Genomic DNA, 24,547 nt, shown 5'->3' on the forward strand with positions numbered 1-24,547 from the left:
CCACCGACTTTCTGCAGGGCGGCGTACAGCGGGTTGATCGCCGCGCCGGGAATGCCGAACGCCGTGTCAACGCCTTCGCGGCGCATCACCAGTACTGCAGCTTCGATTGCTCTCATACGCGTCATAAGTCAGACCTCCAGACTTTGGTCGATATTTTTTCTACATGCTTCAAGCATGCGACTAATGACTATCCGAGGTGAATTGCTGCATTCTTTAGTTCTGTCGGTATCAGGAGTATCGAATGGACCGTTACACCGCCTTGCACAGTTTCGTTCTGGTGGCCGATCACGGCAGCTTTGCCGCCGCCTCCCTGGTCGAAGGCGTGACCCCGGTGGTGATGGGCCGCCGCCTCGACGCGCTCGAACGGCAGCTAGGGGTCAAGCTGATGCATCGCTCGACCCGCGGCCTGTCCTTGACCGACCTGGGCGAGCAGTACCTGGAGCGCGCCCGCGGTTTACTGCGCGACTTTGAAGAGGCCGACGCGAGCATCACCCGTGGTGCGCATTCGGTGCGCGGACACCTGGTGGTGTCGGCGCCGGCGGCATTCGGCCGGCGGCATATCGCACCCCATGCGCCGGCCTTCCAGGCACGCTATCCGGACCTGAACCTGTCGTTCAACCTGACCGACAGCGTGGTCGACCTGGTACGCCAGGGCTACGACATGGGCATTCGTATCGGCGAGGTGACCGACCCCAACTACGTAGCCATCAAGTTGTTCCCCAATCGGCGGGTGGTCTGTGGGTCACCGGGGTATTTCCAGCGCCACCCGGTACCGCAGACACTCGAGGATCTGGCCCAGCACAACTGCCTGGCGTTCAACCTGCAGGGTGGCCAGCAACGCGGCTGGACCTTCCTGCGCGACGGCAAGCAGGTAGCGGTCAAGGTGTCCGGCAACCTCGACTGCAACGATGGCGAACTGCTCTACAACTGGGTGAAGCAAGGCTTGGGCATCGGCTGGCGCTCGACCTGGGAAATCCAGGCCGAACTCAAGCGCGGTCAGCTGCTGACGGTGCTCGACGAGTTCGCCGTGCCCGCCTATGACATCCAGGCCGTCTATCCACAGCAGCGCTATCTACCGGTCAAGGTGCGCGTGTTCATCGATTACCTGAAGTCGCTGTACAGCGCACCCGGCTACTGGGAACAGCCCCATCCGTTGTGACCGATGCTTGCCGCGTAAATAGCGGTAAGCTCGATGAGGGCAGCAACACCGAGGCTGCCGAATTGAGCTGGATGAGCGCAATGCATTTGTTACACTCGCGCGCTTCCGATTTGTGCTGACCCTCTACCGTGCCCCACGCCTCCATCGCCCATCCACCTCGCTGGCTGACCGCCGGCCAACTGCAACCGACCCCGGCGGCGGGGGTGTACAGCTGGCTGTTCGTCAACCAGGACTCGCTGACCCAGCGGCTGATCGAGCTGTCTGCCGAGCACTTCAGCGTCAGCCCCCTGAGCGAGGGCTGGCAGCGCCTGCGCAACGACGAATGTGCCGCCCTCGGCGTGGCGAACGGCAGTCAGGGCTGGGTGCGCGAGGTGTACCTGCGCGGCCATGGCCAACCCTGGGTATTCGCCCGCAGCGTGGCGGCGCGCAGCGCCCTGGAGGGTTCCGGCATGGGTCTCGACCAGCTCGGCAGCCGCTCCCTCGGCGAGCTGCTGTTCAGCGACCGCGCCTTCGAGCGCGGCCCCTTGCAGGCCTGCCGCTACCCGACCGCCTGGCTGCCGCCAGAAGTCCGCACCGAACGCCTGTGGGCGCGGCGCTCCTGCTTCAGTCGCGGCGCCCTGGCGGTGCTGGTGGCCGAGGTGTTTCTGCCGGCGTTCTGGCTGGCGGCGGGGATCGAAGCGTAGGGCGGAAAACCGCGACGTTTTCCACCGACTCATCGCTCACCCCCGACTCTCACCTTCGAGCCAGTAGCGGTGGATGAACACAGCGTCATCCACCCTACGCGCCCAGCACCCGTATAATCCGCGCAACTCGCACGGAGACGCGCTCGATGTATACCCGCCTGCTGCACTCGCTGAATCGCCTGCACCCTCGCGCCTGGGACTTCATTCAACTGATGCGCCTGGACAAACCCATCGGCATCTACCTGTTGCTGTGGCCGACGCTGTGGGCGCTGTGGGTGGCGGCAGGCGGTGTGCCGAGCGCGAAGAACCTGTGCATTTTCGTAGTCGGGGTGATCCTCATGCGCGCCGCCGGCTGCGTGATCAACGACTATGCCGACCGCAACTTCGACGGCCACGTCAGCCGCACCCAGGCGCGCCCTTTGGCCAGCGGCAAGGTCAAGCCGCGCGAGGCGCTGCTGCTGTTCGCTCTGCTGGTCGGCCTGAGCTTCATGCTGGTGCTGCTGACCAATGCCACGACCGTCTGGTTGTCGTTCGGCGGCGTGGCCCTGGCCGCCTGCTACCCCTTGATGAAGCGCTACACCTTCTACCCGCAGGTGGTGCTCGGTGCGGCGTTTTCCTGGGGCATACCGATGGCCTTCACCGCCGAGACCGGTAGCCTGCCGGCGGAAGCCTGGCTGCTGTTCATCGCCAATCTGCTGTGGACGGTGGCCTACGACACCTATTACGCCATGGCCGACCGCGAGGACGACCTGAAGATCGGGCTGAAGTCCACCGCCATTCTGTTCGGCGAAGCCGATCGACTGATCATCGCCACGCTCCAGGGCCTGGCACTGCTGTGCCTGCTCTTGGCCGGCGCGCGCTTCGAGCTGGGCCTGTATTTTCACCTCGGCCTGCTGCTGGCGGCCGGCTGTTTCGCCTGGCAATACTGGAGCACGCGCAGCCGTGAGGCGCTGGCCTGTTTCCAGGCGTTCCTGCATAACCACTGGGCCGGGCTGGCGATCTTTATCGGCCTGGTCGCCGACTACGCCCTGCGCTGAGGTCCACGCAGCGCTCGGGCGCTGCGTGGACAGCGGGGGTCATTCCGGCTTGGCCACGTGCCAGACGCCCCCCTTACCGTCGCCGGTCATATCACCGGCCTTCATGTCCTTGATGAAGGTGTACAAGGGCTTGCCGTAATAGGCCCACTGCAGGGTGCCATCGTCGCGCTTGACCACCGTCCAGTCATCTTCGCCCATGGCGCCGGCCTCGGCGGCCAAGGGTGGCCAGTTCTCCGCGCACGGGCCGTAGCAGTTGGATTTATCCATGCCGTCCGAATCGTAGGTGTAGAGCGTCATGCCCTTGCTGTCGACCAGCATGCCGTTCTCGACCATCGCCGGTTCGTCCGCGTAGGCCAAGCCCGATAACGCCAGCAATGCGCCGCCGAGCAGGGCCAGTGGGGCTGGATTGAGTCTGATCATCTGATGTCTCCTTGGGTCTAACCAGGTTAGCTTGGCGACAGGCTAAAATCGGTGCCGGACAACCTCGACGGACGAGCGGGCAGAACCCTGAAAAGCCTGCATCTGACAGGGCTCTTTTGCGCCAGGCTCCACGCGCCCGATCGACTGGCCGGGCGCACCTTTGAGCATAGACCAGGCACGCGCTGACGCAGCCGCTAACATCGAGGTGTCATATCCCTGCAATAATTCCGTTATCTAATGCGCCACAAGACAGCTGAACAAACCGAGGCAGGACCCATGGTTGGCAAGAACATCCTGATCGTCGACGACGAAGCACCGATCCGCGAAATGATCGCGGTGGCCCTGGAAATGGCCGGCTACGAGTGCCTGGAAGCGGAGAACACCCAGCAGGCCCATGCCATCATCGTCGACCGCAAACCCGATTTGATCCTGCTCGACTGGATGCTCCCCGGCACCTCCGGCATCGAGCTGGCGCGGCGCCTCAAGCGTGACGAGCTGACCGGGGACATACCGATCATCATGCTCACCGCCAAGGGCGAGGAAGACAACAAGATCCAGGGCCTGGAAGTCGGCGCCGACGATTACATCACCAAGCCGTTCTCGCCGCGCGAGCTGGTGGCCCGACTCAAAGCCGTGCTGCGCCGCGCCGGTCCCAGCGACAACGAGGGGCCGATCGAGGTCAATGGCCTGCTGCTCGACCCGGTCAGCCACCGCGTGACCATCGACGGCAAACCCGCCGAGATGGGCCCGACCGAATACCGCCTGCTGCAATTCTTCATGACCCACCAGGAACGGGCCTACACCCGCGGTCAGTTGCTCGACCAGGTCTGGGGCGGCAACGTCTACGTCGAGGAGCGCACGGTCGACGTGCATATCCGCCGCCTGCGCAAGGCGCTGGGCGAGGTCTACGAGAACCTGGTGCAGACCGTACGCGGCACCGGTTATCGTTTCTCCACCAAAAGCTAGGCATACGCTCGCAGTATGTCCGTGCCGAGCGGCGCGGGTTAGGATTGCCGACCGGACCTGGACCTGGCGGCACAATGGATCGATTGGCGGATGAGCTCTAAGTGAATCAAGACTGGCGTGGCGCCCTGATACGCCGCCTGCTGTTGTTAGTCGGCGTCTGCCTGCTGTTCGGCGCGATCAGCGGCCAATACGCCTGGGCGCTGGTGCTCGGCTTGGGTGCCTATCTCGTCTGGACCCTGCGCCAACTGCTGCGCCTGCACACCTGGCTGAAACACCACCAGCCTGACGAGCCGCCACCCGACAGCGCCGGCCTGTGGGGCGAAGTGTTCGACAGCATCTATCACCAGCAGCGTAATGAGCAACGCGCGCGGGCGCGCCTGCAGGCGGTGATCGACCGTGCCCAGGAGTCCACTTCCGCGCTGAAAGACGCGGTGATCATGCTCGACAGCGACGGCAACCTGGAGTGGTGGAACCCCGCAGCAGAAACCCTGCTCGGCTTGAAAACCCTACAGGACAGCGGCCAGCCGATCGGCAACCTGGTGCGCCACCCGCGCTTCAAGGAATACTTCGAGCGCAACAACTACCTGGAACCGCTGGAGCTGCCCTCGCCGCTGAGCGACAACCGGCGCCTGCAATTTCATATCACCCAGTACGGCAACCAGGAACACCTGGTGCTGGTGCGCGACGTCACCCGCCTGCACCAGCTGGAACAGATGCGCAAGGACTTCGTCGCCAACGTCTCCCACGAGCTGCGCACGCCGCTGACGGTGATCTCCGGTTACCTGGAGACCCTGCTGGATAATGTCGAGGCGGTGAACCCGCGCTGGCTGCGCGCCCTGCAACAGATGCAGCAACAAGGCGGGCGCATGCAGAACCTGCTGAATGACCTGCTCCTGCTGGCCAAGCTGGAAGCCACCGACTACCCCTCGGACAACCAGCCAGTGGCGATCGACCTGTTGTTGCTGTCGATCAAGAACGACGCCCAAGCCCTCTCGGGCGAACGCCAGCACCGTATCAGCCTGGAAGCCGACCCCCACCTCAAGCTCAAGGGCAGCGAGAGCGAACTGCGCAGCGCCTTCTCCAACCTGGTGTTCAACGCGGTGAAATACACCCCCAACGAAGGCCAGATCCATATCCGCTGGTCGGGAGATGAACACGGCGCCTGCCTCGCGGTGCAGGACAACGGCTTGGGCATCGAGGCCAAACACCTGCCGCGCCTGACCGAGCGTTTCTACCGGGTCGATTCCAGTCGCGCCAGCAACACAGGCGGCACCGGCCTTGGCCTGGCCATCGTCAAGCACGTGCTGCTGCGCCACCGCGCGCACCTGGACATCGACAGCCGCGTGGGCCAAGGCAGCACCTTCACCTGCCATTTCCCGGGCACCCAGGTGGTCCGCCGCGGCAAGTAGTCGGCGCGGCAGACGCCCACGCTTGCAAAGCCGCACGGCAGCCCTCACCCTCTAGCGGTCATTGGTCAACCGAACCCTCTATGGACCCCTCCCCGAGCTTCTCCGTCGCCGCCTATTTAGCCGAATTCGGCCTCCTGCTATTCGCTTTCGCCCTGGTGCTGCTCAACGCCTTTTTCGTCGCCGCCGAATTCGCCATGGTCAAGCTGCGTGCCACCAGGGTCGAAACCATTGCCAGCCAGCATGGCTGGCGCGGACAGATCCTGCGCACCGTGCACAACCAGCTGGATGCCTACCTGTCGGCCTGCCAGCTGGGCATCACCCTGGCCTCGCTGGGCCTCGGCTGGATTGGCGAGCCGGCCTTTGCCAGCCTGCTCGAACCGATGCTCGGCGCCCTGGGTATCGACTCGCCGAAGCTGGTCAGCGCCATCGCCTTCTTCAGCGCCTTCTTCATCATCTCCTACCTGCACATCGTGATCGGCGAGCTGGCCCCCAAGTCCTGGGCGATCCGCCAGCCCGAGCTGCTGTCGCTGTGGACGGCCGCACCGCTGTACCTGTTCTACTGGATCATGTACCCGGCGATCTTCCTGCTCAACGCCAGTGCCAACGGCATCCTGCGCATCGCCGGCCAGGGCGAACCGGGGCCGCATCATGAGCATCATTACAGCCGCGACGAGCTCAAGCTGATCCTCCACTCCAGCCGCGCCCGCGATCCCAGCGATCAGGACATGCGCGTGCTGGCCTCCGCCGTGGAACTGGGCGAGCTGGAGGTGGCCGACTGGGCCAACTCCCGCGAAGACCTGATCTACCTGGAACTGCACGCACCACTGGACGAAGTGTTCAGCCTGTTCCGCCGGCATAAATACAGCCGCTACCCGGTCTACGACGCCGAGGCCGAGGAGTTTGTCGGCGTGCTGCACATCAAGGACCTGCTGCTGCAGCTGTCCCTGCTGGAAATGCTGCCCTCGGCGCTGAAGATCGGCGAACTGATGCACCCGCTGGATCGCGTCAGCCGGCACATGCTGCTGTCCAGCCTGCTCGAGCAGTTTCGCCAGGGCGGCGCACATTTCGCCCTGGTCGAGGAAGCCGACGGCAAGGTGATCGGCTATCTGACCATGGAAGACGTGCTGGAAGCCCTGGTCGGCGATATTCAGGACGAACACCGCAAGGCCGATCGCGGCATCCTCGCCTACCAGCCGGGCAAGCTGCTGGTGCGCGGCGACACCCCGCTGTTCAAGGTCGAGCGCCTGCTCGGGGTCAACCTCGACCATATCGAGGCGGAGACCCTCGCCGGGTTGGTCTATGAGACGCTCAAGCGGGTGCCGGAAGAGGAGGAAGTGCTGGACGTCGAAGGCCTGCGCATCGTGGTCAAGAAGATGAAGGGACCGAAAATCCTCCTGGCCAAGGTGGTCAAGCTCGACTGAGCCGCTCAACCCGTCAGGGGCAGTGGGCCGCGCCGCCAGCCCAGCAGGCTGTGCACGCACAGGGTGACGAAGATCAGCGCGCCGCCCAGCAGCACCTGGCTGCTCGGCACCTCGCCGAGCAGCCACCAGACCCATAGCGGCCCCAGCACCACCTCCAGCAACAGCAACAACCCCACCTCGGTACCGCTGATCCAGCGCGGCCCGAGTTGAATCAGCGTGAAGGCCAGGGGCAGCAGAATCCCGGCCATCAGCGCCAATCCCGCCCACTGCAGCGGCGCGAGCTGCGGGCTGCCGCCAAACGCGAACCCGAGCAGCGACACCAGCAGGGCTCCGGGGAACAACGCCGGGCTCATGTCCACCGCCGGCCGACTGCGCGCCAGGGTGAAGTTGCCCGCCAGGAAGGTCGCGGCCGCCAGCGCCCAGGCATTACCCGGCAGGCTGTTGCCCGGCGTGCGGTCAGCGACGATCAGCCCCACCCCGGCGACGCACACCAGGATCGCCAGCAGGGTACGCAGCGCCAGGCGCTCACCGAGGGCCAGCCAGGCCAGGGCCGCGGCGAGCAGCGGGGCGATGCTGAGGATCAGCAGGGTGTTGGCCGCCCCAGCGAGGCTGATCGCCTGGACGAAGCCAATGGTGCTGACGCAGTAGCACAGGGCACAGCCGAGGCCGGTCCAACCACAGCGGCGCAGCGCGGCGGGCAGTCCGCCGCGGTAACGCCAGGTCAGCAGCAGGCTCAGCCCGACGGCCATCAGCAGCCCGCGCCAGGCCAGCACCTGCATGGCATCGGCGGCCAGCCAGCGCAGCACCAGGGCATCCGGCGACAACACCAGCACCCCTAGCGCGGTCAACAACAAGCCTTTCTGTCGGTCCTGCACCTCAGACTCCCCGCTCCAGCACGCAGACCGGGCGCGTGCGTGCGCCCTTCAAACCAACGCGTAGCTGTCGGTCAGCAAGGTACCGAAACCCTGCGGGCGGTGCACGCAGCCGGCCAGTTGCAGGGCATGCCAGAACAGCGCCTGGTTGCTGGAGATCACCGGCAACCCCAGACTGCGCTCCAGCTCAGCGAGCATGCCCAGGGTGCGCAGGTTGGTGCAGGAGAGGAACAACGCGTCGACCCGCTGGCCGATCAGCAACTCGCGCGCCGCCTGCTCGATGGCCGCCTCGGGAATCCGCGGGATCTCGGCATCTTCCAGCACGCCGAAGGTGCCGAAGGCGGCGACCTCCAGGCCAGCCTGGCGCAACCCCTGGTAGATCGGGTAATTGACCTCGCCGATGTACGGCGTGAGCACGGCGATGCGCCGCGCGCCCAGGCCGCGCAGAGCCGCCTTGACCGCACTCCAGGGGTTGGTCACCGGCACGCCGGGGTGGGCCCGGTTGATCAAGCGACTCACCTCCTGTTCGCCGATCAGCATGCTGCCCGAGGTGCAACCGAACGCCAGCACGTCCAGGGGCAGCCCCGGCACCAGCAGGGCGCTGGACTGAGTCAGGCCCTGGGCCATGTTGCGCAGCCCCTGCGGAGTGACCGTCGGACTGCAGGGCGTGCGCGTGCTGTACAGCTCGACCCGCTCGCCGAGCAGCTGGCGCCATTCGTTTTCCAGGGTGAAGTCGCTGGCCAGTTGCACCAGGCCGATGCGCACATGACCGTCATCCGTCGTGCGTTGATGCGCGAAGATGCGTTGCAGGTCCAGAAAGCCGGCGAAGGACAGCTCCATCTCAGGCCTCCTCAAGCAGGCGCGCGGCGTAGTTGGCGATGGCGGTGTCCTGCACCCCGGTGCCGGTCAGGTCGCACACCGTGATCTGCTCGGCGCCGCGGCGGACCTGGCGGCCCTCGGCGATCAGGCTGCCCAGCTCGAACACCTCGCGCTGCAGCGCCGGAGCGTGATGCAGCTCGCCGAGGGCGCGGGACTGGCTGAGGCGATCGACTACCACGACATCGGCACTGGCCAGGATGGTCGCCTCCAGTTCGTTCTTGTGCGGGTTGTCCGAGCCCATGGCGGTGACGTGCACTCCCTTGGGCAGGTCGCTCCAGCGCAGCACCGGCTCGCGCGCCGGGGTGGTGGTGACCACGATGTCGGCCTCGGCGCAGGCCGCGGCGGCGCTGTCGTGCACCGTCACCGTCAGGCCATGACGTTCCTGCATGAGCGCGGCATAGGCCTCGGCCTTGGCGCGGTCGCGGGCGTACACATGCACCTCACGGATATCGCGCACCAGGCGCAAGGCCGCGACCTGCAATTCGGCCTGCAGGCCGGCGCCGATCACCGCGACGCGCTGGGCGTCCTCGCGGGCCAGGTGCTTGGCGGCGATGGCGCCGGCCAGGGCGGTGCGGATGTCGGTCAGGTAGCCCTCGTCGAACAGCACCGCCTCGACCAGCCCGGTCTTGGCCGAAAACAGCAGCATCAGACCGTTGAGGCTGGGCAGGCCGAGCTTGGGGTTGTCGAAGAAGCCGGGGCTGATCTTCACCGCGAAACGCGGCCAGCCTTGGATGTGCGCGGTCTTCACGTCGACCTCGCCGTTGCTCTCGGCGATGTTCATGCTGAGGATCGGCGGCATCGCCACCTCGTCGCGGCCAAGGGCGGCGAAACCAGCCTCCACGGCCTCCAGGGCGGCCGGGTCGAGCTTGACCCGCTCGGCGATCTGCTGGCGGTTATAGATGTTCATAGGGACGCTCTCCGGCCAGGCGGCAGGCCTCGGAAAAGGTGGCGGTGGACAGGTTCTGGCCGCTGACCACGAACGCCACGCGGCGTCCGCTCAGGTCCAATTGGTGCTGCTCGACGGCGGCCACACCGACCGCGGCGGCGCCCTCGACCAGGAGTTTTTCTTCGCGCAGGAAATGCAGCATGGCGCGGGCGATCTGCGCCTCGTCGACCTTGTAGCCGCGGTCCATGTAGCGCTGGGTCATGGCGAAGCTCCAGGCGTTATCCAGGCCAATGCCGCCGCCCAGGCTGTCGGCCAGTGATGCCACCTCGGGCACCTGCAGCGGATGGCCGGCGGCCAGGCTCTCGAGCATCGCCGCGCCCTGGTTCATGCTCACGCCGATCACCTCGGCCCGCGGATTGATGCTCTTGACCGCCAGACCGATGCCGGCGATCAGGCCGCCACCGGACAGACCGGCGAACAGCAGGTCGATGTCCGGCTGCTCCTCCATGATCTCCAGGCCGCAGGTGCCCTGCCCGGCGATCACCAGCGGGTCGTCGAACGGCGAGACATAGGCCAGGCCCTGTTCGTCGCGCAGGCGGCGCGCCTCGACATCGGCCTCGTCCTGGGCTTCGCCGTGGATCACCAGCTCGGCGCCGCTCTGGCGCAGGGCCTCGACCTTGTTCTCCGGCACCAGGCGCGAGATGCACACCCTGACCGGAATGCCCAGGTGCTGGCCGGCATAGGCCAGGGCGCGGCCGAAGTTGCCGGTGGACATGGTCACCACGCCGCGCTGTCGCTGCGCGGCATCCAGGCCGAGCAGCGCGTTGACCGCGCCGCGCAGCTTGAAGGCGCCGGTGGGTTGCAGACAGTCCAGCTTCAGCCAGGCCTCGCAGTTCCAGCGCCGCGACAGTGATTCGGAACGCACCAGCGGGGTGCGCAGGGCCAGGCCGGCGATGCGCTGGCGCGCCCGGTAGATGTCTTGCAGGGTCAGTTGTTCGTTCATGTGCAAAATCCAACCTGTGAACGCAAGCGGGGGCCACCGTCTCGATGCCCCCGCGTTGACCTGGCCGGTTACTTGGCCTGCCAGGCGCCGCTGCTGATCAGCTTGTCGGTGACCTTGTTCACCGCCCGCTCGGCGCGGCCGACGATGTCGTCGACCTCGCCACGGCTGACCACCAGCGGCGGGGCGAAGCCGAGGATGTCGCCGTGCGGCATGGCGCGGGCGATCAACCCTTCTTCCAGGCAGGCCGCGGAGATCTGCGCGCCGACCTTGAGGTTGGGGTCGAAGTGCTGGCGCTTGCTGCGATCGCTGGAGAACTCCAGGGCCGCCAGCAGGCCGATGCCGCGAGCCTCGCCGACCAGCGGATGCTGGCCGAAGCTTTCCTGCATGCGTTGCTGCAGGTAGGCGCCGGTGTCGCGCGCGTTGCCGGTGAGGTTCTCGCGCTCGATGATGTTCAGGTTGGCGATGGCCGAGGCGATGCCCATCGGGTGGCCGGAATAGGTGTAACCGTGGCCGATGGCGCCGTAGGTGTCGGTGCCCTGCTCCAGCACTTGCCACACGCGCTCACCGACGATCACCCCGGACAGCGGCTGGTAGGCCGAGGTCAGGCCCTTGGCCACGGTGATCAGGTCGGGCTTCATCTCGTAGTACTGCGAGCCGAAGTCCACGCCCAGACGCCCGAAACCGCAGACCACTTCGTCGGCGATCAGCAGGATGTCGTACTTGTCCAGCACCTTGCGGATCTCCGCCCAGTAGCCCTGCGGTGGCGGCACGATGCCGCCGGTGCCGAGCACCGGCTCGCCGATCATCGCCGCGACCGTATCCGGGCCTTCGGCGAGGATCATCTCCTCGAGCTTCTGCGCGCAGTAGCGGGAGAACTCCAGCTCGCTCATGGCGTCGTCGGGACGGCGGTAGTAGACCGGCGCAACGGTGTGCTTGATGCGCTCCAGCGGCAGGTCGAAGTGGGCGTGGAACACCGGCAGGCCGGTCATGGAGCCGGAGGCGATGCTCGAACCGTGGTAACCACGGTCGCGGGAGATGACCTTCTTCTTCTCCTTACGGCCGAGGATGTTGTTGTAGTACCAGACCAGCTTGAGCTGGGTCTCGTTGGCGTCCGAGCCGGACATGCCGTAGTAGACCTTGCTCATGCCCTGGCCGGCGAGCTTGACGATGCGCTCGGACAGGCTGGCCATGCCCTCGGTCGTGTGGCCGACATAGGTGTGGTAGTAGGCCAACTGCTTGGCCTGCTCGTAGATCGCCTCGGCCATCTCGGTGCGGCCGTAGCCGATGTTCACGCAGTACAGGCCGGCGAAACCATCGATGAACTCGTTGCCCAGCGAATCCTGAATGCGGATGCCCTGAGCGCCAGTGATGATCCGTGCCGGGCTCTCGCCGTGGGCGTGCTGCTTGAGGTGGGTGGAGGCGTGGAAGACGTTCTGGCGGTCGATCTCGATGATCTTCTGGGTGTCGATGGTCATGGCAATGCCCTCAGGTTATTTGTTAACGGTTCCAGCTAGGTTTTCCTTGTTAGAAAACCTAGCGAGCGAAGGCTAGGCAGCGCATAGCGCACGAAGCCCGCAGTAGTTTTCAGCTACCGCTGGCGCTGGGCAGGTTGCCCAGGCAGTAATATTTGATCTGGCTGTACTCATCGAGGCCGTGCCGCGAGCCCTCGCGGCCGAGGCCGGATTGCTTGACGCCGCCGAAGGGCACGGGCGGGCCGGTCATCTTCACCGAGTTGACGCTGACCATGCCGAACTCCAGGCCGCGCAGCAGGCGCCACACCTGGCGCATGTCGTAGCCGTAGACGTAGGCGGCCAGGCCATACTCGGTGTCGTTGGCCTGGGCGATCAGCTGCTCCAGGTCGTCCCAGGCCAGCACGCCGGCCACCGGGGCGAAGTTCTCCTCGCGGTAGACGCGCATGTCCGCGGTCACATCGGCCAGCAGGGTCGGCATGAAGAAGTTGCGCCCCGGCGCCTGCTCCTGGTCACCGACCAGCAGGCGCGCGCCCTTGGCCACGGCGTCGTCCACCAGTTCCTGGGCCTTGGCCACCGCCTTGGCGTTGATCAGCGGGCCCTGGTTGACCCCGCGAATCAGGCCGTTGCCCACGGTCAGTTCGCCCATGCGCCGGGCAAAGGCGTCAAGGAAGGGCTCATACAGCGAGCGATGCACGAAGATCCGGTTGGCCGCCAGGCAGTCCTGGCCGGTGGTCTGGAACTTGGCGTCGATCGCCGCCTGGGCGGCCTGTTCCACGTCCATGTCCGGCAGCACGATAAAGGGCGCGTTGCCGCCCAGTTCCATCGAGCACTTCTTCACCGTGGCCGCGGCCTGCTGCAGCAGCAGGCGGCCGACCCGGGTCGAGCCGGTGAAGGACAGCGCCTTGACCTTGTCGCTGGCGCAAAGCACCTGGGAGACCATCTGCGGCTCACCGGTGATGACGTTGAACACCCCGGCGGGGAAGCCGGCGCGCTCGGCCAGCTCGGCCAGGGCCAGGGCGGAGAACGGCGTCTCACCGGCCGGTTTGACCAGCACGGTACAACCGGCGGCCAAGGCCGCGGCGGCCTTGCGGGTAATCATCGCGCAGGGGAAATTCCACGGCGTGATCAGCGCGGCGACGCCGATCGGCTCGCGCACGCTGCCCAGTTGGGCATTGTGGATATGGCTGGGAATGGTCTCGCCGTAGGCGCGGCGCGCCTCTTCGGCAAACCAGCGGATAAAGGAGGCGGCGTAGTCGATCTCGCCACGGGCCTCGTCCAGCGGCTTGCCCTGCTCCAGGGTCATCAGCCGGGCCAGGTCTTCCTTGTTGGCCAGCAGCAGGTCGTGCCACGTGTTGAGGATGGCGCCACGCGCCTCCAGCGACAGTGCGCGCCAGGCCGGTAAGGCGGCAGCGGCGGCATCGATAGCGGTGCCAACCTGGCCCTCATCGAGCTGGGTGCAGTGGCCGATGGTTGCCTCGGTCGCAGGGTCGATAACCGCCTCGTCGCGGCCATCACTGCCGGCTATCCATTTGCCGTCGACGTAGGCCAACTGGCGGACCAGGCGTGGATCTTCGAGTTTGTGCATGGACTGCGTCCCCTCTACAGGCCCGACCGCGGACAATCCGCGAGGCAGGGCGTGGTGCGTGTTTACGGCTTCCACTCTAGGGGTGATCGGGCGCCGATTTTTTCTCTTCAGCGGGCTCTTGCTTGCGCTTTTTTTGCTTTGCGGCAGGGCGATTGACGGTTTTTTCGGCGGTACCACGAACCTGCGCCCGACCTAGCCGTCACGCCGACTCGACGTCCACTTGCAACGGCGGCTCGCTGTGCTTGATGGTCTTGGTGACTATGTAGGTGAAGTAGCGTTCGATACCCAGGTCGGCCATCAGCCAGCGGTCGATCAGCCGCTGGTACTGGTCGATGTCGCGGACCATGACCTTGACGAGGTAGTCGATGCCGCCGCCGGTGGCGTAGCACTCGGTGACTTCGGGGCAGTCCTGCATGGCGCGCTCGAAGCGCTGGAAGGCTTCACGGTTGTGCTGCTTGAGGCTGATCTCCACCAGCACCGCGGCGCGTTTGCTGAGGATCTCGGGATTCAGCTGCGCGCCGTAACCGCGAATGATGCCGGCCTCCTCCAGACGCTTGACCCGCTCCCAGCAGGGGCTGACCGACAGGCTGATGGCTTCGGCCAGGCTGGACTTGGTGATGCGGCCGTTGTGCTGAAGGATGCGCAGAATCTTCAGGTCGTAACTGTCCAGACGCATAGAAGCGCTCCGGCGCAGGGCGATACCTGCGCGCCAGGTGTAACGAAGCCGGCGAGATGACCCCGCCGGCCAGTGAAGCGCCGCTTACTGCTGTTCCAGCGCGGCGATTTCCTTCTCCAGCGCCTGCAGGGTGGCACCGGCTTCGGGCCCGGCCAGTTCGACCAGCTTGTCGCGCATCGGCAGGCTGGCCTTGCGGAAGGCGGCTTGCTCTGCTTCGTTCAGGTGCACCAGTTCGATGCCCGGCTTGAGCTGCTGGATCTTCGCCAGACGCTCCTTGTTGTACTGCGCCTGGGTGTCGAAGATGTACGGGCCCAGCTCAGTCACGGTCTCGTCGATAATCTTCTGCTGCTCGGCCGGCAACCCCTGGTACCAGGACTCACTGGACAACACGGCGACGGTGAACTGCTGATGGCCGGACCAGGTCAGCACATCGGTCACTTCATAGAACTTCATCTCTTCGATGGCGAAGATCGGGTTCTCCTGACCGTCGATCATCTTCAGCTGCAGCGCGCCATAGACCTCCGAGTAAGGCAGCGGGGTGGGCACCGCACCGAAGGATTTGTAGGTTTCCACCAGCATCGGCGAGGCCATCACGCGCATCTTCACGTTGTCGAAATCGGCCGGCTTACGCACCACCTTGTTGGTGGTCCAGACCATTTCGCCTTCCGGGTACATGCTCAGCAGGCGCAGGTTGCGGGTCTTCAGCTTGTCGGCCATGGGGCCGTAGATGGTCGGGCTCTCGGTCAGCACCTTGAGGTTGACCTGGTTGTCCTGGGACAACAGGTAGGGCACCGAAAACACCTGCATCGACGGCGCGGTGGAACCGAGAATGCCGGTCGAGCCATGGGCGAACTGCAGCACGCCGTTGGCCACCAGCTCGGTCAAATCCTCCGACTCGCCGAGCGCACCGTAGGGGTAGACGGTGACGCTGATCTTGCCGCCGCTCTTCTGCTCCACCAGCTGCTTGAACTTCTGCGCGTAGGCGTCCTGCACGCTGCCGCTGATTTCCTCGAGGGCGAACTTCCATTCCTCCGCCGCCACCAGGCTGGCCTGACCGATCAGGGTCAGGCCCATGGCTGCGACCAGGGCTGCTTTCTTCAATGTGCTGAATCTGCTCATGGTGAAGTCTCCGCTGTTGTTATTGACTGGAAAACCAACTGCGTCCGCCGGACGTCAGCCTTCGACTATGTCGGCGATCACCGCCAGGGTGTCACCTATGTCCACCAGCGCCGGGAAGCGCCGCGCCACCAGCATGCCGTCACGCTCGGCGCGGTATTCCACCGCCGGGGTGCCGGTGCGCTCGAAGGCATGCACCCGCGCCACCAGATCGCCGCAGCGCACCCGATCGCCCAGGCTGAGGGTGAGTTCGAGAATGCCGCGGTGCACGCTCTGCACGTAGCAGCTGGCGTCGGGCATATCCAGCTGCAGCGCCGGTTCGTCCGCCAGCTCCGGCTCGCCTGCGATGATCCCGGCGAACTTGAGGAAGTTGCGCACGCCGCGGTCGGCCAGGGCCATGGTCTGCGGCGTGCTGGTGCCGCCACCGCGCAGCTCGGTGGTGACGAACACCTTGCCCTGGGCTTCCACGGCGGTGTCGTACAACGACGCCGCATCCAGCTCGAAGAGGATCATGCTGGCGGCGGTGCCGAACAGCCGGGCGCCTTCGATGCACTTGGCCTCCTGTGCGGGGTCGGGCAGCCGGTGGGCCGCGGCGAAGGGCAGGATATCCAGGGTCTTGCCACCGGAATGGATGTCCAGAGCGTAGTCACACAAGGGAATCAGGTAGCGCTGGAAGTAGTCGGCGATGCGCTCGGTCATCGCCCCGTGGGGATTGCCGGGGAACGAGCGGTTCATGTTGCCCTTGTCGATCGGCGAGGTGCGGCTGCCGCTCTGCACCGCCGGGTAGTTCATCGCCGGCACTATGATCACCCGGCCCTGGATGTCCTCGGCACGCAGCTCACCGGCCAGCTTGAGCAGCGCGGTGATGCCCTCATACTCGTCGCCGTGGTTGCCGCCGGTGAGCAGCGCCGTGGGGCCGCTGCCGTGCTTCACCACCGTGATGGGAATCATGATGCAGCCCCAGGCCGACTGGTCATGGGAGTACGGCAGCTTGAGGAAGCCGTGCTGCACGCCGTCACGCTCGAAATCGAGGGTGACGCTGATGGTGCTTTCATGGAGCTCGGTGAGGGTCGTGAGACTGCTCGCCTGGAGTTCCGCTTCGGGTGCAATGTTCATGGCTGCAATACTCATCTCAGGCCTTGACGAACAACTGGCGCGGGTAGTCGCAGAGGGTTTCCGCGCCGCTGTCGGTGATCAGAATGCTTTCGGTGGTCTCCAGCCCCCAGTCGTCCAGCCACAGGCCCGGCATGAAGTGGAAGGTCATGCCCGGCTGCAACAGCGTGATGTCGCTCTCGCGCAGGCTCATGGTGCGCTCGCCCCAATCCGGCGGATAACTCAGTCCGATCGGGTAGCCACAACGGTTGTCACCGCGGTCATAGCCGTAACGGCGCAGGCTGCTGTTCAGTTCGCGGGCGATGTCGCCGCAGGTATTGCCCGGCTTGGCCACCGCCAGACCCGCTTCGAGGCCGGCGTTGATCGCCTCTTCGGCCTTGCGGAACGCCGCCGAGGGCTCGCCCAGGTAGACGGTGCGTGACAGCGGGCAGTGGTAGCGCTTGTGGCAGCCGGCGATCTCGAAGAAGGTGCCTTCGCCCTTCTTGAACGGCCGATCATCCCAGGTCAGGTGCGGTGCCGAGGCGTCCTTGCCCGAGGGTAGCATCGGTACGATGGCCGGGTAGTCGCCGAACTTGCCGTCGTGACCGGCGCAGGCCACTCGATAGATCTCGCCGACCAGCAGGTTCTTCGGCAGGCCCGGTTCGATCATCTCGACGATGGCGCGGTGCATGTTCTCGACGATGCGCGCGGCGACGCGCATGTACTCGACTTCCTGCGGTGACTTGATCGCCCGGCACCAGTTGACCAGGCCCGTGGCGTCGATCAGCTGGGCCTGGGGCAGGCCGCGCTTGAGCGCCTCATGCGCGGTGGCGCTGTAGTAGTAGTTGTCCATTTCCACGCCGATCATCCCGGCGGTCCAGCCGCGGCCCGGGAGGATTTCCTCACAGAGGTAGTCGAGCGCATGGTGCGGCGGGTTCATCACGTAGCGGTCGCTGTAGGAGGCGATATCCTCCTCGGGCAGGTAGACGGTGCGGCGCGCGCCGTTGGCATCGATGCCACGCCCGTACCACAACGGATTACCGCTCTGGCCCACCACCACACATTGCGGGGTGTAGAACGACCAGCCGTCATAGCCGGTCAACCAGGCCATGTTCGAAGGATCATGTACGATCAGGCTGGCGAGCCCCCGCTCAGCCATGGCGGCGCGCACCTTGGCCAGACGCTGGGCGTACTCTGCACGGCTGAAATTCAACGCAATTTCACTCATGACAGCATCTCGAAAGCGAACGCGGATGCGTTCAGGTCTCTATAAACCGGCGTAACGACCGGGCGATTATGCAATGTACTGAAATCTGCTAGAGTGACCACATCAAATACAGGTCAATCCGCATAAGACCCATACTTATGATCATTACAATTTTCGTCAAGAACTTTATTGAACCATGACAATTAACCTGAAGCCCTTTATCCGCTCCGGCCAGCCCAAATACCTGGCCATCGGCAATGCCCTCAATGAGGCGATCAATGCCGGCGCACTGCAGCCTGGCAGCAAGCTGCCGACCCATCGCGAGCTGGCGGAAACCCTGGGGGTCAGCGTGCAGACGGTGAGCAATGCCTACGCTCACGCGGAGAAGCAGGGCGCCATCTATGCCCAGGTCGGCAGCGGCACCTTCGTCCGCAGTCGTCACGTCAGTCATGAGTCGGACTACCTGTCCACCGATGAACATGAGGACCCCAGCCGCGGCATCGACCTGTCCACCGCCCACCCGGTGTGCACCCAGCGCCACGTCAAGCTGTACCGCGAAGGTCTGGAGCGTCTGGCCAAGGAAGGCCGCGATGATTTCATCACCTCCTTCCACCCGACCCAGGGCCTGACCCAGCACCGCGAGGTGGTCAGCAGCTGGCTGGCACAGCAGAAGATGCCGGCCGATCCCGATCACATGCTGTTCTGCAACGGCGCCGCGCACGCCCTGACCATCGCCATGGCCACCGTGCTCAAGCCGGGCGATACGGTGCTCTGCGAACGAGAAACCTGCATGTTGCTGCTGGCCCTGGCGCAGACCCTGCACTTCAACCTCAAGGGCCTGGCCACCGACGACCAGGGCCTGCTGCCCGAGGCGCTGGAAGCAGCCTGCAAGCAGGGCGGCGCACGGGTGCTGTTCTGCACCCCGACCATGAACAACCCGACCACCGACACCATGGGCCTGGAACGCCGCCAGGCCATCGCCGAGCTGGCCCGCCGCTACGACCTGACAGTGGTCGAGGACGACGTCTACGGCGCCCTGCAACCGGATCGTGCGCCACCGCTGTCAGCCTTGATTCCCGAGCGCAGCTTCTACGCCACCAGCCTGACCAAGGTCAGCCTGCCTGGTATGCGCGCCGGCTACCTGATCACCCCGCCGCACCTGGTTCAGCAGGCTATCGGCCGCCTGCGCAGTACCACCTGGATGGCCACCCTGATGCCGTTCGAAATCGCCAGCTGGTGGATGCAGGACGGCACCCTGGAGCGCATGATTACCTTCCAGCAACAGGAGCTGGCCGCGCGCCAATTGATGGCCCGCGAACTGCTCAGCGGTTGCCGCTTCAAGGCCCACCCCAATGGCATGCACATCTGGGCCGAATTGCCGGCCCACTGGCAGCCGGAGAAGTTCGCCCGCCGCGCCCGCCAGGAGGGCGTGATGATCTTCCCGGCCGAACCCTTCCTGGCCAGTGCCGATCGCAGCAATCAGCATGTGCGCATCAGTCTGGGCGCGGAACAGAGCCGTTCGCGCCTGCAGAGCGGCTTGAGTACGCTCAATGGCCTGTTCGACGAGACGCCGCCGCCGATGCATTTCGTGTTCTGAAACGGCGCACCAATCATTACACTCGCCCTATTATCGAACATTTGTAATGATTCAAATAATTAATTGACATGATTTTTGCCCGGCGATATGTTCTAGCCTCCACAACAATAAAAGTGTCCAGCCGCATGTCGCTGGGCTGGAGGTGGCGATGCTTTGGTTGCGTAAACTGGACTGGGCGCTGGAAAAGCTTGAAGCCTGGATCCTCGCCAGTTCGATCCTGGCGATGGCGCTGAACTCGGTCAGCAACGTGTTCGGCCGCTACCTGTTCAACCAGAGCCTGTACTTCTCCGAGGAGCTCAACCAGTTCCTCATCATCTTCGTCACCTTCGTCGGTTGCAGTTACGCCGCCCGACAGAGTCGGCACGTAAGCATGAGTGCATTCATCGAGCATCTCACCGGCAAGCCGGCCGCCGTCACCCTGCTGCTGATCAACCTGCTCACCGCCGCCCTGATGCTCTGGCTGGCCTGGGCTGCGGTGGGTTATGTGCAATCGGCAGCGCGCATCGGCCGCTCCTCCTCCGCACTGCAGGTACCGCTGCACTACATCTACCTGTTGATCCCCCTGGGCCTTGGCATGAGCGGCTTGCAGTTCCTGCGCCACGCCTTCACCCAGTTGCTGGTGCTACTCGGTCGCCGTGAGGCGCCGCCGCGCCACGTCGATGCCCCTCTCCCGCCCCAAGCCTGAGCCGCCGCTAATGGACATGACCACCACACTCCTGATCATCATGCTGGTGCTGCTGTTGGCCGGTTTCCCGATGATGGTTACCCTGCTCGCCGCCGCAGCCGCCGGCTTCGTGTTTTTCTTCAACATGGGCCCGGAGTTCATCATCCAGCAGATGATTGCCGGCATCCGCCCCTCCGCCCTGGTGGCGGTGCCGATGTTCATTCTCGCCGCCGATATCATCACCCGCGGCGCCACCGCCAATCGCCTGCTGGACGTCGCCATGGCATTCGTCGGCCACGTGCGTGGCGGCATGGCGGTGACCACCGCATTGAGTTGCGCGCTGTTCGGCGCGCTGTCCGGCTCGACCCAGGCGACTGTGGTCGGGGTGGGCAGCATCATGCGCCCGAAGATGCTCCAGCAGGGCTACAAGGACAGCTTCGCCATCGCCCTGATCATCAACGCCTCGGACATCGCCCTGCTGATTCCACCGAGCATCGGCATGATCATCTATGGCGTGGTGTCCGGCACCTCGGTGGCCGAACTGTTTATCGCCGGTATCGGCCCAGGGCTACTGTTATTGCTGCTGCTGGCCGGCTACTGCTATGGCTACGCCCGTGTGGTGGGCATTCCCCAGGGCGAGAAATTCAGTTGGACCGAGCGCCTGCGCACCTGTCGCCGCGCCATATTGCCGCTGCTGTTGCCGGTGATGACCATCGGCGGCATCTACACCGGCGTGTTCAGCCCCACCGAGGCCGCCGCGGTGTCGGTGCTCTACGCGTTGATCTTGGAGGTGTTGATCTTTCGCCGGGTGAAGCTCGGCGACCTGTCCAGCATCGCCCTGTCCACCGGTCTGATTACCGCCGTGGTGTTCATCCTGGTGGGCGCCGGCTCGGCGTTCTCCTGGGTGATCTCCTTCGCCCAGATCCCGCAACAGATCCTCAGCGGTATCGGCCTGATGGATGCGTCGCCGACCGGGCTGCTGATCATCATCTCGATCGCCTTCTTCATCGGCTGCATGTTCGTCGACCCGATCGTGGTGATGCTGATCCTGGTGCCGATCTTCGCTCCGGCGGTCAAACTGTCCGGGCTCGATCCGGTGCTGGTGGGCACCATCATCACCCTGCAGGCGGCCATCGGCTCGGCTACGCCACCGTTCGGCTGCGACATCTTTACCGCCATCGCGGTGTTCCGCCGACCCTACTTCGAGGTGATTCGCGGCAGCCTGCCGTTCTTCGTCATCCTGCTGCTGACCTCGGTGCTGTTGATCATGTTCCCGCCGATCACCCTGTTCCTGCGCGACTTGGCGTTCCGCTAGCAGGCAGTCGCTGCACAGCGGGTGCCGAGTCGCCGCCATGCTGGGTTACGCCGCGCACCAGGCGTTGCCTTGAGCGGATATTACTCAAGCGGCTAACCCATCCTACGACTTGTAGCTGATGGCTGGCCGCTTGCAGCGACCGTCATTCGCCGCCGACGGCGAAGTTCGGCAGGCTGTTGACCGGCTGGCTGAAGTCGAACGGGATCGACTCCAGGGCCAGACCGACATTGCGCTGCACCACGAAGTGCAGGTGCGGGCCGGTGCTGTTGCCGGTATTGCCGGAGCGGGCGAGCAGGCTGCCGACCTGCACCCGACGCCCTTCCTGGACCTGTACCGAACCCTTCATCAGGTGCAGGTAAACGCCCATGGTGCCGTCGTCATGGAGGATGCGCACGTAGTTGCCAGAGGGGTTGTTGCCGCGCCCGCTCTGGCGGTTCTCGGTCTTCACCACCACCCCGGCGCGCGCGGCAATGATCGGCGTGCCCTCGGGCATGGCGATGTCCAGGGCGTAGCGACCTTTCGGGGTGAAGTGGCTGTATTTGCCGTTGGCGCCCTGACTCAGGCGAAACGGCCCCCCGCGCCAGGGCAGCGGATAGCGGTTCTGCGTCGGCAGCAAACGCGGGTCGCCGAGGGCATAGCGCAGCTTGGGCGTGTAACTCAGGGGCTGGCTGGGGTCGCGCGCGGCCAGGGTGGCCAGGCGGATCTTGCTGCGCGGCGGCAACACCCAGGTGATCGGCTGGTCTGGCGCGCCGACGGCATTGCGCACCTGCTCCAGCTTCAGCTCGATCTGCACCGGCGCATAGAGGTCATTGCGCACCAGCAGGGTCTCCCCGGCGGCGTGTTTCTTGGTTTCCAGTTTCACCTGGTTATCCAGGCGCTCGACCATGCGATCGCGAAACACGAACACCTGCGCCCCCGGCGCCGCCTGGTCGGTATAGGTGACCACGCCGTTGGCATCGGTGTATTTGTAGATGGTCAAGGCAGCCGCGTGGCCGGCCACGGCCAACAAGCTGCAGAGTAGTATCAGGCGCCCTAGCATAAACACTCGGATCTTATAGTTTTTCGATATCCAGATTATGCAGACTAGCAGCCCACCTCACGCGGCGCGAGCCAATGCGCTCAGGGTTGTGCGCCAGCTCGCGCACGACCTGTTCACCGGACTGTTTAAGCTCGCGCGCCCGGCCGGGTGGTTACGTCCCCAAGTTAGGCGCCGGGGCTGAAATGCTTTTGCGCGGTACCGCGAGCGATCAGGCGCGACAGGTAGTCGAGTTTTTGCGGATCCTGATCGACGAAGCGCAGGGTCAGTTGCAGCCACTCGCTGTCGGCTTTCGGCTCGAAGGCGGCGATGGCATGCAGGTAACCGTTGAGCCGCGCCACTTCGCCGCCCTCGCCTTGCTCCAGGTCGAGCACCGCGCTTTCCAGAACCTGGGGTAGCTGCTCGCCGCGCTTGACCAGTAGCTGGGCGTCCTTGAGGCTCAGCGCCTTGATCACGCAGGCCATGCTACCGGCGGGCAGGCGCAGCTGGCCCTGGCCGCGCCCGGACGGCGCTGCCTTGGCCGGCGCCGCCGGCTGAGCGCTGAAGCTCGCCGCCGGGGCAACAGCGGCGGGCGCGCTGGGTTTGATCACCTCGGCCTTGCCACCAGTCAGGGCGGACAGCGAGTCATTGGCAAATGCCGCTGTCATCGCCTTGGGCGTGTTGCTCAGCAAGGATTGCAACTTGCCGGTGCGACTCAAGGCCTTCTTCACCTTGGTCACCAACTGCTCGTTGGAGAAGGGCTTGCCAATGAAATCGGTGACACCGGCCTGAATCGCCTGCACCACGTTGTCCTTGTCGCCCCGGCTGGTGACCATGATGAAGGGCACGCTTTTCAGGTTGTCCTGTTCGCGGCACCAGCTGAGCAGTTCGAGTCCGGTCATTTCCGGCATTTCCCAGTCACAGAGGATCAGGTCGACGCTCTGCCGTGCCAGCATTTGCTGGGCTTTGCGGCCATTGATGGCTTCCTCGATCTTCACCCCGGGGAAGTGATCGCGCAGACCCTTTTTCACCAGATCACGGATAAAGGTTGCGTCGTCCACCACCAGCACGCTGACTTTGCTCATCGGCCACTCCCATACGAATGCGCCTAAGCATAATCGCCGCAAGCGGGCGAAGGCCAACCCTAACGCCGCGAAATGCTGGCCAGGGGCATGCCAACCAGCACTGCGTGGCACTGACTCCCGCGCACAGCACCGAGGGCTATGCCGTGCTGTAGCCCACTATATTGCCGAGCGCGGGCCCAGAATCTAGCACCTGGCTGAGGGCTTAGCTGTCCTTGCCTTTGCCTTGCACTTCTTCCTGCATGCGGGTCAGGCCGATGTGTTTCACGTCGGTGCCGCGCACCAGGTAGATCACCAGTTCGGCAATATTGCGTGCATGATCGCCAATGCGTTCCAGCGAGCGCAGCGCCCAGATCACGTTGAGCACCCGGGAGATCGAGCGCGGGTCTTCCATCATGTAGGTGACCAGCTCGCGCAGCGCGGTCTTGTACTCGCGGTCGACGGTCTTGTCGTATTGCGCCACCGACAGCGCCAGGTCGGCGTCGAAGCGGGCGAAGGCGTCCAGCGCCTCGCGCACCATCTTGCGCACCTGGTCGCCGATATGGCGGATTTCCACATAGCCGCGCGGCGCTTCGCCTTCTTCGCACAAGAGAATCGCGCGCTTGGCGATCTTGGTCGCCTCGTCGCCGACGCGCTCGAGGTCGATCACGGCCTTGGAGATGCTGATGATCAAGCGCAAGTCGGAAGCCGCCGGCTGGCGACGGGCGAGGATGCGCACGCACTCCTCGTCGATATTGCGCTCCATCTGGTTGATCTGGTCGTCGACTTCGCGCACCTGCTGGGCCAGGCCGGAATCGGCATCGATCAACGAAGTGACCGCGTCGTTGACCTGCTTCTCGACCAGTCCGCCCATCGCCAGGAAGTGGCTGCGCACCTCCTCCAGCTCGGCGTTGAACTGCTGAGAGATGTGATGGGTGAGGCTGTCTTTGTTGATCATGTGCGAACCCTTGATTTAACCGGATACGTTTACTGTTAGGGATGGGCTTTGGCG

General features: G+C 64.9%; 24 protein-coding genes. 9 read left to right on the forward strand and 15 right to left on the reverse strand.

Annotated elements, in window-relative coordinates; all coding sequences use genetic code 11:
- A partial coding sequence (locus FBY03_RS05505; RefSeq protein WP_371920758.1) for a thiamine pyrophosphate-binding protein occupies positions 1–125 on the reverse strand: 125 nt, incomplete at its 3' end.
- Positions 126–241: 116 nt separating this feature from the next.
- On the opposite strand from FBY03_RS05505, the gene FBY03_RS05510 reads away from it, so the two are divergent.
- The 3 genes from FBY03_RS05510 (at position 242) to ubiA (ending at position 2,879) form a co-directional block, all read left to right on the forward strand.
- Positions 242–1,159 (forward strand): LysR family transcriptional regulator, encoded by a 918-nt coding sequence (locus tag FBY03_RS05510; protein ID WP_147171194.1) that lies wholly within the window; start codon positions 242–244, stop codon positions 1,157–1,159.
- Between the two features lie 128 nt (positions 1,160–1,287).
- Entirely contained in the window at positions 1,288–1,842 is a 555-nt protein-coding gene (locus tag FBY03_RS05515) for a chorismate lyase (RefSeq protein ID WP_147171195.1), read from the forward strand.
- A 146-nt stretch (positions 1,843–1,988) separates the two neighbouring features.
- Complete coding sequence (gene ubiA, locus FBY03_RS05520) at positions 1,989–2,879, forward strand: 4-hydroxybenzoate octaprenyltransferase (protein WP_147171196.1); 891 nt, start codon at positions 1,989–1,991, stop codon at positions 2,877–2,879.
- Positions 2,880–2,918: 39 nt separating this feature from the next.
- On the opposite strand, the gene FBY03_RS05525 is transcribed toward ubiA, so the two are convergent.
- Positions 2,919–3,299: a hypothetical protein gene (locus FBY03_RS05525; protein WP_147171197.1), complete on the reverse strand. Its 381-nt coding sequence runs from the start codon at positions 3,297–3,299 to the stop codon at positions 2,919–2,921.
- A 276-nt stretch (positions 3,300–3,575) separates the two neighbouring features.
- On the opposite strand from FBY03_RS05525, the gene phoB reads away from it, so the two are divergent.
- From phoB to FBY03_RS05540, 3 genes are all read left to right on the forward strand, one after another.
- Positions 3,576–4,265, forward strand: coding sequence for a phosphate regulon transcriptional regulator PhoB (gene phoB, locus FBY03_RS05530; RefSeq protein WP_147171198.1), 690 nt, complete (start codon positions 3,576–3,578; stop codon positions 4,263–4,265).
- A gap of 101 nt (positions 4,266–4,366) precedes the next feature.
- Entirely contained in the window at positions 4,367–5,674 is a 1,308-nt protein-coding gene (phoR, locus tag FBY03_RS05535) for a phosphate regulon sensor histidine kinase PhoR (RefSeq protein WP_147171199.1), read from the forward strand.
- A gap of 80 nt (positions 5,675–5,754) precedes the next feature.
- Entirely contained in the window at positions 5,755–7,095 is a 1,341-nt protein-coding gene (locus FBY03_RS05540) for a hemolysin family protein (protein ID WP_147171200.1), read from the forward strand.
- Between the two features lie 5 nt (positions 7,096–7,100).
- On the opposite strand, the gene FBY03_RS05545 is transcribed toward FBY03_RS05540, so the two are convergent.
- From FBY03_RS05545 to doeA, 10 genes are all read right to left on the reverse strand, one after another.
- On the reverse strand, positions 7,101–7,970 hold the full coding sequence (locus FBY03_RS05545) for a DMT family transporter (protein WP_178090571.1): 870 nt from the start codon (positions 7,968–7,970) through the stop codon (positions 7,101–7,103).
- 48 nt (positions 7,971–8,018) lie between these two features.
- Positions 8,019–8,807 carry an aspartate/glutamate racemase family protein gene (locus tag FBY03_RS05550; protein ID WP_147171201.1) on the reverse strand — a complete coding sequence of 263 codons (789 nt, stop codon included), beginning with the start codon at positions 8,805–8,807 and terminating at the stop codon, positions 8,019–8,021.
- A gap of 1 nt (position 8,808) precedes the next feature.
- Positions 8,809–9,753, reverse strand: coding sequence for a cyclodeaminase (locus tag FBY03_RS05555; protein WP_147171202.1), 945 nt, complete (start codon positions 9,751–9,753; stop codon positions 8,809–8,811).
- Entirely contained in the window at positions 9,740–10,735 is a 996-nt protein-coding gene (eutB, locus tag FBY03_RS05560) for a hydroxyectoine utilization dehydratase EutB (protein WP_147171203.1), read from the reverse strand. The genes FBY03_RS05555 and eutB overlap by 14 nt, the downstream gene beginning before the upstream one ends.
- Positions 10,736–10,803: 68 nt before the next feature.
- Positions 10,804–12,210 carry an aspartate aminotransferase family protein gene (locus tag FBY03_RS05565; protein ID WP_147171204.1) on the reverse strand — a complete coding sequence of 469 codons (1,407 nt, stop codon included), beginning with the start codon at positions 12,208–12,210 and terminating at the stop codon, positions 10,804–10,806.
- Between the two features lie 109 nt (positions 12,211–12,319).
- Positions 12,320–13,792 (reverse strand): NAD-dependent succinate-semialdehyde dehydrogenase, encoded by a 1,473-nt coding sequence (locus FBY03_RS05570; RefSeq protein WP_147171205.1) that lies wholly within the window; start codon positions 13,790–13,792, stop codon positions 12,320–12,322.
- A gap of 199 nt (positions 13,793–13,991) precedes the next feature.
- Positions 13,992–14,468 (reverse strand): Lrp/AsnC family transcriptional regulator, encoded by a 477-nt coding sequence (locus tag FBY03_RS05575; protein WP_147171206.1) that lies wholly within the window; start codon positions 14,466–14,468, stop codon positions 13,992–13,994.
- Positions 14,469–14,552: 84 nt separating this feature from the next.
- Positions 14,553–15,587: a TRAP transporter substrate-binding protein DctP gene (gene dctP, locus FBY03_RS05580; protein WP_147171207.1), complete on the reverse strand. Its 1,035-nt coding sequence runs from the start codon at positions 15,585–15,587 to the stop codon at positions 14,553–14,555.
- 54 nt (positions 15,588–15,641) lie between these two features.
- Positions 15,642–16,700, reverse strand: coding sequence for a N(2)-acetyl-L-2,4-diaminobutanoate deacetylase DoeB (doeB, locus tag FBY03_RS05585; protein ID WP_147171208.1), 1,059 nt, complete (start codon positions 16,698–16,700; stop codon positions 15,642–15,644).
- 16 nt (positions 16,701–16,716) lie between these two features.
- Positions 16,717–17,904: an ectoine hydrolase DoeA gene (doeA, locus tag FBY03_RS05590; protein WP_147171209.1), complete on the reverse strand. Its 1,188-nt coding sequence runs from the start codon at positions 17,902–17,904 to the stop codon at positions 16,717–16,719.
- Between the two features lie 175 nt (positions 17,905–18,079).
- On the opposite strand from doeA, the gene FBY03_RS05595 reads away from it, so the two are divergent.
- The 3 genes from FBY03_RS05595 to FBY03_RS05605 all read left to right on the forward strand — a co-directional run bounded on the left by FBY03_RS05595 (position 18,080) and on the right by FBY03_RS05605 (position 21,459).
- Entirely contained in the window at positions 18,080–19,480 is a 1,401-nt protein-coding gene (locus FBY03_RS05595) for a PLP-dependent aminotransferase family protein (RefSeq protein WP_147171210.1), read from the forward strand.
- A gap of 148 nt (positions 19,481–19,628) precedes the next feature.
- Positions 19,629–20,165 carry a TRAP transporter small permease gene (locus FBY03_RS05600; protein WP_147171211.1) on the forward strand — a complete coding sequence of 179 codons (537 nt, stop codon included), beginning with the start codon at positions 19,629–19,631 and terminating at the stop codon, positions 20,163–20,165.
- 16 nt (positions 20,166–20,181) lie between these two features.
- Positions 20,182–21,459, forward strand: a complete 1,278-nt coding sequence (locus FBY03_RS05605; protein ID WP_147171212.1) for a TRAP transporter large permease — start codon at positions 20,182–20,184, stop codon at positions 21,457–21,459.
- 142 nt (positions 21,460–21,601) lie between these two features.
- Here the strand turns inward: FBY03_RS05605 and FBY03_RS05610 are convergent, their stop codons facing one another.
- The 3 genes from FBY03_RS05610 to phoU form a co-directional block, all read right to left on the reverse strand.
- A complete protein-coding gene (locus tag FBY03_RS05610) occupies positions 21,602–22,498 on the reverse strand; it encodes a peptidoglycan DD-metalloendopeptidase family protein (RefSeq protein WP_147171213.1) in 897 nt (298 codons plus the stop codon).
- A gap of 164 nt (positions 22,499–22,662) precedes the next feature.
- Complete coding sequence (locus tag FBY03_RS05615) at positions 22,663–23,559, reverse strand: response regulator (protein ID WP_147171214.1); 897 nt, start codon at positions 23,557–23,559, stop codon at positions 22,663–22,665.
- Positions 23,560–23,761: 202 nt separating this feature from the next.
- Positions 23,762–24,493, reverse strand: coding sequence for a phosphate signaling complex protein PhoU (gene phoU / locus FBY03_RS05620; RefSeq protein WP_147171215.1), 732 nt, complete (start codon positions 24,491–24,493; stop codon positions 23,762–23,764).
- Positions 24,494–24,547: the final 54 nt, after the last annotated feature.

It is taken from the genome of Pseudomonas sp. SJZ079, assembly GCF_007993865.1.
In the GTDB taxonomy this organism is placed as follows: Bacteria; Pseudomonadota; Gammaproteobacteria; order Pseudomonadales; family Pseudomonadaceae; genus Aquipseudomonas.